At 67.9% G+C, this 7,472-nt stretch carries 7 protein-coding genes; 4 read left to right on the top strand and 3 right to left on the bottom strand.

Annotated features, from left to right (window positions below; all coding sequences use genetic code 11):
• Positions 1-136: 136 nt before the first annotated feature.
• Entirely contained in the window at positions 137-940 is an 804-nt protein-coding gene (locus LJ657_RS40025; protein ID WP_269787474.1) for a phytoene/squalene synthase family protein, read from the top strand.
• Between the two features lie 48 nt (positions 941-988).
• Here the strand turns inward: LJ657_RS40025 and uppS are convergent, their stop codons facing one another.
• Entirely contained in the window at positions 989-1,816 is an 828-nt protein-coding gene (gene uppS, locus LJ657_RS40020; protein ID WP_232654605.1) for a polyprenyl diphosphate synthase, read from the bottom strand.
• Positions 1,817-1,984: 168 nt separating this feature from the next.
• On the opposite strand from uppS, the gene LJ657_RS40015 reads away from it, so the two are divergent.
• The 3 genes from LJ657_RS40015 to LJ657_RS40005 all read left to right on the top strand — a co-directional run bounded on the left by LJ657_RS40015 (position 1,985) and on the right by LJ657_RS40005 (position 4,626).
• Positions 1,985-3,064, top strand: coding sequence for a polyprenyl synthetase family protein (locus LJ657_RS40015; RefSeq protein WP_232654599.1), 1,080 nt, complete (start codon positions 1,985-1,987; stop codon positions 3,062-3,064).
• A gap of 123 nt (positions 3,065-3,187) precedes the next feature.
• The gene (locus LJ657_RS40010; protein WP_232654598.1) at positions 3,188-3,793 is read left to right on the top strand and encodes an ABC transporter ATP-binding protein; all 606 of its coding nucleotides are present in this window, start codon (positions 3,188-3,190) and stop codon (positions 3,791-3,793) included.
• Complete coding sequence (locus LJ657_RS40005) at positions 3,790-4,626, top strand: ABC transporter permease (protein WP_232654597.1); 837 nt, start codon at positions 3,790-3,792, stop codon at positions 4,624-4,626. Before LJ657_RS40010 ends, LJ657_RS40005 begins: the two co-directional genes overlap by 4 nt.
• 417 nt (positions 4,627-5,043) lie before the next feature.
• On the opposite strand, the gene LJ657_RS40000 is transcribed toward LJ657_RS40005, so the two are convergent.
• Positions 5,044-5,718 (bottom strand): aggregation-promoting factor C-terminal-like domain-containing protein, encoded by a 675-nt coding sequence (locus LJ657_RS40000; RefSeq protein WP_232654596.1) that lies wholly within the window; start codon positions 5,716-5,718, stop codon positions 5,044-5,046.
• A 238-nt stretch (positions 5,719-5,956) separates the two neighbouring features.
• Entirely contained in the window at positions 5,957-7,417 is a 1,461-nt protein-coding gene (locus LJ657_RS39995) for an amino acid permease (protein WP_232654595.1), read from the bottom strand.
• Between the last annotated feature and the right edge of the window lie 55 nt (positions 7,418-7,472).

Raw genomic sequence — 7,472 nt, 5'->3', positions numbered from 1 at the left:
TCCGGAGTGAGGTTGGAGGGACACATCGGGCTCCTGGGGAACGAGGGCGGGACGTTCCAACGAGCCTGACGCAACATCACGATCGTTAACTGCCGTCCTCAAGATTCCCGACAGAGTCGCTCATTGGGCGGGCTCGTTGCTGCTGCCTGCGGGCAAACGGCCACACGCCTGGGCCGTCTATGCGTTGGGCCGGTGGGCCGATCAGCTGTTGGACAGCGGCGACCCTCAGGAACGCGCCGGCAGGTATGAGGTGTGGCGTCAGCGGACTCTCACAGATCTACGCCGCGGCCAGTGCACCGATCCGCTGGGGCAGGCGTTCGCCCACACCGCGCAGGTGTACCGGTTCGATCTCGATGATGTCGAGACGATGCTGGCCGGGTGGCTCGCAGATCTGGAGGTGAACGAGTACGCGACCTGGCACGAGCTTCGCGGTTACATCGAAATGATCGATGGGCCGGTCGGGCGCATGGTTCTGCGGCTGGTGGAGCCGATCCGTGCTCGAGCCGACGACGCGATGGCCGAGCTTGTTGTGGCCTTGCAGCTGACCAACTTCGTACGGGACATCGCGGAGGACATCCGCATGGGCCGGGTCTACCTGCCGACCGAGGACTTGCAGCGCTACAACGTAACCCTTGATGAGCTGCGCTCGACTCGACCCACGCCCCAACTGCGCCGCCTGGTCCGCTTCGAGGTGCAGCGTGCCCGTGAGTTGTTTGCCCGCGGGGTCGAGGTGACCGAGCTGATCCATCCTCGTTGCAGGCCTTTCCTATGGGCGGTCATCGAGAACCACCGAGTCCTGCTGGCCGAGGTCGAACGGCGTGGTTATGACGTCTTCACCCGCCCGGTGACCTTGGGGGCGCGAGGGCTGACCGCGCTCGCTTGCCAGGTGGGGGCCCGATCATGGTCGAGGACCGTGCGAGTGCCGGCCGTGCAGCAGTGAACACACCCTCGCGCGGGGTCGCTGTCCCGAACGCCGAATCCGGCGCTGTCATTGTCCGTAGCGGCGACAGCAGGACGCGAAGTGATCGAGTGCCTGCTCGAAGTGGCGCTCGTCGAATCCGGGCCAGGCTGTGTCGCAGAAATACAGTTCGCTGTAGGTGGACTGCCAGGTCATGAAGTCGGACAGGCGTTGTTCGCCAGAGGTGCGGATGATGAGGTCCGGGTCGGGAAGTCCGCCTGTGTAGAGATGACGGGCGAGCAGGTCCTGAGTAAGCCCGGCCTGTGCCTGGGCGATGCCCCCCGGAGTGGAGAGCAGCTGTTGCAGGGCCTGGAGGATCTCTTCTCGTCCGCTGTAAGCGAGTGCGATGTTCACCGTCGGCCCACTCGCAGCTCCGGCGAGGTCCACCGCGGCCCGCAGCTGCCGCACGATCTGAGCGTCGAGCAGATCGATTCTGCCGATCAGCCGGATGCGCCAGCGGGCTTCCCGGGCGAGCTGCCGCAGCGTCTCGGTCACCGCCCGCAGACTGGCGGCGACGGAGTCGTCTCTGCGCCGCAGGTTGTCCAGGGACACCGCGTACAGCGTCACGACTCCGACTCCTGCAGCGTCACACCAGCTGAGGAACTGCAGGGCCCTGTCGCCTCCCTGCATGTACCCCCAGGCCGAGTCGCGGGTAGCTGCTTTGGCCCAGCGGCGGTTCCCGTCCAGGATGACAGCGATGTGCCCAGGCAACGGGCCGCGGCGGCCGACGGGCCGGGCAGTGCTCCGGCGGCTGGAACAAGTACCCACAATCGCCCGCCCTCTCAGACGGCAGATCACCACGGCACCGCCATCGTAGGAGCGGTGATCACGCACATGATGGTCAGCCGAGACGCGCATGGCGCGCGCCAGGGGCGCGTGGAAGCGTGAGGAGCGCCTCCAGCGGCCCCGCGCCACGAGCCTGACACCGGCCACTGCCTCGCCGGCCACCGACAACCGTCGCGGCATGTTCCGCGGCGATGGCAGGCTGGCCACCGACATCCATGAGGAAGGCCGGCCCGAACGAAGATGAACAGCAGTGTCCTCACCGCCTTGGAGCGTGCCGTCGGTCACCAGCGGCGCTTCGATGTGTCCTTCGAGAAGTACTTCGCCGAGCTCGCCGGTGACGTGGGCGGCTCACGGCTCGGCCACTTCACGCCCCGGTGTCTGCAATTGCTGGCGGAATTGTCGCTGCGCGGCGGGAAGCGGATCCGGATCGCCTTGCTCTACGAGGCGGCACGCCTCGTCACGGAGGAGGAGGTGCCAGGACTGCTGGAGGCCGCGCTGAGTCTTGAGCTGCTCCACAGCCACGCGCTCGTCCTTGACGACATCATCGACGACTCACCCTTGCGCCGCGGTGGCCTCTCCACGTACTACGCGTGCCGCGAAGACCTCCCGGAGAACCCGCAGGCCGCGCTGGGACTGGCCATGATGATCGGTGATCTCGCCGGTTTCCTGGCCCTGCGCGTGCTGGTCCAGGCAGACCTCCCCGCCGATCGCAAGCAGGCCATGCTCGACGTCCAACTCGGCGTGACGACGGATACCGTCATCGGCCAGATCCTTGACCTCGAACGCGACGTCACCTCCTCGGCTGATGAGGGGCTGCTGGAGACCGTGTGCGAGTACAAGACCGCCCGCTACTCCATCCTCGCCCCCCTGCGCCTGGGCCTCCTGGCCGCGGGCGAGGACCTGGCCGAGCATGAGGAGAGCCTGCGCCGCTACGCCGCGCTGGCCGGCATCAGCGGTCAGATGCGGGACGACTACCTCGACCTCTTCGGCGACCCGGATGTCACCGGCAAGCCCATCGGCGCCGACCTGCGGGCCGGCCGCCGCACCTACCTGGTCCGTGACCTTCTCGCCGCCACCGACGCGGACGAGCACGACACCGTCAAGGCCGCTCTCGGGAGTCCCGACTGCACACCGCAGACCATTGACCGTATCCGCGATATCGCCTATCGCCGCGGAGTGCACCACCACCTGCAATCGGCCATCGACCGGCACGCCGAAGCCGCCTCCGCGGAAGCCGCGTCCTGGCGCCGGCACTGGCACGAGGAAGCCGTCGCCGTCTTCGAGCAACTGCCCTCGTGGAACACGCGGAGGACTCGGTAGTCCCATGGGTCCCCTGCTCGATCGAATGGCACGACGAAGCAGACGTTGACGCCTCGTATCCGCTCTTGTCCGTCGGCCGTTGAAGACGTGCCGGATCGAAGGGGGAACGAAGGGGGACAGGAAATGGAAGTACGGGGCCTGCGACACGCCTACGGCCGACGTGACGTCCTGCGCGGCGTCGACCTGGACCTGCAGCCGGGCAGGCTGTCCGGGATCGTGGGCGAGAACGGTGCCGGCAAGTCGACGCTGCTGAAAATCCTGGCCGGTGAGCTGCGGGCGCAGCGCGGAACCGTCCGGCACCCGGGCCGCTTCGGCTACTGCCCGCAGGAAGTGGTCCTCAACGACGCCCTCACCGTCCGCCAGCACCTGCTGTACTTCAAGGCGGCCTTCCAACTGCCCGACCTGGAGCATGCGGAAGAGATCATGGATGTCCTGCGCTTCTCCGGTTACGCCGACGACCGTGCCGGAGTGCTCAGCGGCGGCACCCGGCAGAAGCTGAACCTGACCCTGGCCCTCATGCACGATCCGCAAGTCCTGCTGCTCGACGAGCCGTACCAGGGTTTCGACTGGGACACCTACCGGCGCTTCTGGGACCTGGCCGCTCGCCTTCGTGATGCCGGCCGCTCCGTCCTGGTCGTCTCCCACCTGGCCTATGACATCGAACGCCTCGACGAGCTCTGGCGCCTGGACTGCGGTGTCCTCCAACCGTACGAAACGGCGGGGGCATGAGACGACACCTGGCCCTGTATGCGACCGCCGCCCGGTACGACCTGGTCGAGCACAGCCGCAACCGTTTCGCCATGCTGCTGATCGTTCTCTACATCCCCCTCTGGATCTCGCTCGCATACGCGGCCATCCCTGAGCGGGCCGCACCTCTCCACCTGCGCTCCACCGGACAACACCTGGCACCGGCCGGCAACGAACTCACCCAAATCACCGGCGCCATCAACGCGGTCACCCTGATCACGGGCTTCATGATGTTCGCCGCCACCTTCACCGGCCACCGCTTCGACCGTCGCCTGGCCATGGCCGGATACCCCCGCCTCCACCTCATCGCCGCCAAAGCGACCTGCCTCACCCTCACTTCCGCTTTCATCGCCGTCTACGCCGCCGCCGTCACCTGCCTCTCCTGGACACCCAAACAGCCCCTCCAGCTCGCCGCCGCCCTCTTCTGCGCCGCCATGACCTACGGCGCAATCGGCGTCGTCCTCGGATCTGTCCTGCGCCGGGAAGTCGAAGGCATGTTCGCCTTGATCATGATCAGCGTCATCGACGTCCTCCTGCCCAACCCCATGTGGAGCTCTGGGGCCGACAGCTCCCTCATTCGTTTCCTGCCGTCCTACGGCGCCTCCCAGGCCGCCACGGCCGCGGGCTTCTCCACCACCCCGACCCCCACCCACCTCGCCATCGAGCTCCTGTGGTTCACCGGCGCGGCGCTCCTGGCACTTCTCACCTTCCACCGCCGCACCCGCAACACCCATCACAAGGCACAGCGGTCCGGGGCCGTCGCAGTGGCACCGCCACCCGGGGACACCGACTCCGCGTACAGCCTCGATGCCTGAGGCGGCACGGGACGGGCGAAGCCGGCCAAGCGGCCAAGCGGCCAAGCGGCCAAGCGGCCAAGCGGCCAAGCGGCCGTTCGCGCCGCGTGGACGACGGCAGAGAGGTGCTCGGGGCGCAAGAGCGGCCCCGGCCCGACCAGCAGGTCGCTGGAGAACGACCCCACGAATACCGGGCCCGAGCGCCACTGCAGCCATGGCCAGCAGCTCGCACGTCTGCGGCACCGCGACCACGAACGCCATCGTCAGATCCCGCTTGCCCGGCTGCTCGTGCGGTCCGTGCCAGAGGATCGGCATCGTGTTCGTCCGAGCGTCCCGACCCGAAGGAAACGGATTCAAATCCTGTCGTCCCGACGGTGCGAAGGGTCCTCGCAGGCAGATGCCTGTGAGGACCCTTCTTGTGTGTGGCGTCCGGGCTGGTCAGTACGCGTGGTGGGTCTGCCAGAAGCTCCAGGCCTGGCAGGGGCTGCCGTACGTGCTGTTCATGTAGTTCAGGCCCCACTTGATCTGGGTGGCGGGGTTGGTGTGCCAGTCCGAGCCGGCGGCCGCGTACTTGTATCCGGGCAGCGCCTGCATGAGGCCGTAGGCGCCGGAGGAGGCGTTGAGGGCTTGCATGTTCCAGCCGGACTCGCGGTCCACGATGTTGCTGAAGCACTGGAACTGGCCACTGGGCACGATCTGCCGGGCTATGGCCTGGATCTCGGCGACGGTGTACGAGCTCTTGGCCGGGACGACGGCGCTGCTGTGGGCGGGGGCCGTCTTGGCTTCGGTCCGCTCCTTGGCGGCCTTCTCCGCGGCTTCCTTCTTCGCGACCGCGGTCTCGGCGGCAGCCCTGCGGGCCGCCTCCTCGGCGCCCTTCCTGGCGCTCGCGTCCGCCTGGACGGCCTGGGCGTCGGCCTGCTGCGTCAGGGACGCGGTCTGCACCTGGGCCTGCTGCCCTGCGGGCAGGTCCGCGAGCAGCGTCGAGCCGGCTGCCGTCGCTTCGGCGTCGTTCGTCTGCGTGGTGCCGGGGGAGGCGGCGCCGACGACGCTTCCGACAGCGGTGACCGCGGAGGCCGAGGCCACTGCCAGTCCCCGGACCGAAATCGGGCTCACACGTCTTCCTTCCGCCTCGTCCGTGACGCCGTGCCGTGACGTGTACAAGCAACTCGCTTGCCGCGTCCAACAGTTCGAACACTCTGCCGTGCGGAGGCGGGTGGCGCAATGGTGAAGGAGGTGTGGATGCTCACACCTGATGTCAGTGAACCTCCTGCCGGATGAGGGCAGTTGACGCGCCGGGGCTCCCCACCGCAGCGGCGGGGAGCCCCGAAGAAGGTGCGGCGGTTCGCCGCGGCTACCGGGACGCGAGTGCGTCCTGGGTGGCGTTCCGGCGGATGCGTTCGCGAACCAGGGAGATCGCGACCACCAGAGCGGCCACGAGCACCGAGAGCAGTACCTGGACGCGTCCGCCGCCCTTGCTGTCGTCGGTGAGCATGTAGAGCAGGACGAAGGAGATCATCCCGATGGTGGCCCAGGTCAGATAGGGGAAGAGCCACATGCGGACGACGAGCTTCTCCGGGTTCTCGCGCAGGATGATCCCCCGCATCCGCAGCTGCGAGAAGCAGATGACCAGCCAGACGAAGAGCGCGACCGCGCCGGAGGAGTTCAGCAGGAACTGGAAGACCGTGTCCGGCCACAGGTAGTTGAAGCCGACCGCGATGAAACCGAAGGCCACCGAGGCCAGGATCGCGGGCTGGGGGACACCGCGGGAGTTCGTCCGCACCAAGGAGCGCGGGGCGTCGCCACGCTGCCCGAGGGAGAACGCCATCCGGGAGGCGGTGTAGAGGCCGGAGTTGAGACAGGACAGCACGGCGGTCAGCACGATGAAGTTCATGATCTGGCCGGCGTGCGGGATACCGATCGAGTCGAGGGCCGCCACGTACGAGCCCTTCTTCGCGATCGAGGGGTCGTTCCACGGCAACAGCGAGACCACGACGAGGATCGAGCCGACGTAGAAGACGCCGACCCGCCAGATCACGCTCCGGGTGGCCTTGGCGACCGCCTGCCGTGCGTTGGGGGACTCGCCGGCGGCGAGGGTGACGATCTCGCTGCCCATGAAGGAGAAGACGACCAGCAGGATGCCGGTGAGGATCGCACCGGGGCCGTTCGGCAGGAAGCCGCCGTGCGAGGTGAGGTTGTCGAAGCCTGTGGCGGCATGGTCGGAGCCGGGCAGCACACCGAAGATCGCCAGGCCGCCGAGGACGATGAAGCCGGTGATGGCGACGACCTTGATGCCGGCGAACCAGAACTCGAACTCGCCGAAGGAACCGACCGAGGCCAGGTTCGTGATGGTGAGGACGAGCATCACGATCAGAGCCCATCCCCACTGCGGTACGGCGGGAATCCACCCTTCGAGGATCTTGGCGCCCGCGGTCGCCTCCACGGCGAGCACGACGACCCAGAAGAACCAGTACAGCCAGCCGATCGAGAACCCGGCCCACCGGCCGAGCGCCCGGTCCGCGTAGGCGGAGAAGGAGCCGGAGCTCGGGTTCGCCGCGGCCATCTCGCCGAGCATCCGCATCACGAACACGACCAGGGCGCCGACCAGCGCGTACGAGAGCAGGATGCCGGGCCCGGCGGCGGCGATGCCGGAGGCGGAGCCGACGAAGAGACCGGCGCCGATCACCCCGCCGATGGCGATCATCGACAGATGGCGGTTCTTGAGACCAGGCCGCAGGGCTGCCTGCTCGGGAGTCTGACCACTGGTGGGAGGAGCTGTGGCAGGAGCCGCAGCACCAGGGGGACGTGTAGTCATGTCGACATCCATTGAGTGGTGGGGAGGGCCGCGGGGGCGGGGTCCGCGCCGCGTT

This window comes from Streptomyces guryensis, from assembly GCF_021261325.1.
Taxonomy (GTDB): Bacteria; Actinomycetota; Actinomycetes; order Streptomycetales; family Streptomycetaceae; genus Streptomyces; species Streptomyces guryensis.
The sequence above is the reverse complement of the archived record's forward strand: the minus strand, read 5'-3'. Positions and strand labels throughout refer to the sequence as shown.